Origin of the sequence: Enterococcus sp. E5-37 (genome assembly GCF_035726925.1) — a bacterium.
GTDB lineage: Bacteria > Bacillota > Bacilli > Lactobacillales > Enterococcaceae > Enterococcus_B > Enterococcus_B faecium.
Genome location: NZ_JAPMLG010000037.1, coordinates 1 through 639, shown reverse-complemented (window position 1 = coordinate 639; position 639 = coordinate 1). Strand labels below are relative to the sequence as shown.

Below are 639 nucleotides of genomic sequence, written 5' to 3'. Positions count from 1 at the left end.
ATAAACCAGTAATTGATCCAACTCGAGCAGGTGCTGCAAATTCTACGCTGACAGATGGAACAAATTACGCCCACATTGATCAGTTCGGAGAAATCGAAAACGCAAACTTGCATGTAGCTGGATGGCACATTGCTAATTATAAATACGAGTATATTTTCATTATGGACTACAATACTGGAAAAGAACTAGCTAGAGTAAGAGCTGATGGGATTTATAGACCAGACGTAAATCAAGCTTATAATACTTTAGGAAATGTTGGCTATCATGTATCTTTCAATATGCGTGATTTCCCTAATAAGAAAGTATACGTCATGATGCGTGCGACAAACGATCCAGAAGGAAATACTAAGGGTGGAGCACAAGATTTTCATGACAAGCGTTAGTATTTAAATATTCCACAACGATAAAAAATTCCCCCCTCTTTGAGGGGCGGTACATAAAAATTTATTATTTAGATTCTATAAACATGTGCAACTTATCTAACAACAAAGTATATATTCTACAGAAGTAAACGGGAGCGTCAATAATTTTGTGTAAATAAATTGTCCTCCTGCAAAATAATTAGTTACTCAGTAAACATTGAAACTAATGTATCGGTTACCTGTTGAAAACCTTTATGGCTTCTGTTTAGAAATTTTT

At 34.9% G+C, this 639-nt stretch carries 1 protein-coding gene; it reads left to right on the top strand.

Annotation, left to right across the window (positions count from 1 at the left end; genetic code table 11):
• Window positions 1-383: N-acetylmuramoyl-L-alanine amidase (locus OS138_RS12720; RefSeq protein WP_325070190.1), on the top strand; the 383-nt coding region annotated here is incomplete at its 5' end.
• Window positions 384-639: the final 256 nt, after the last annotated feature.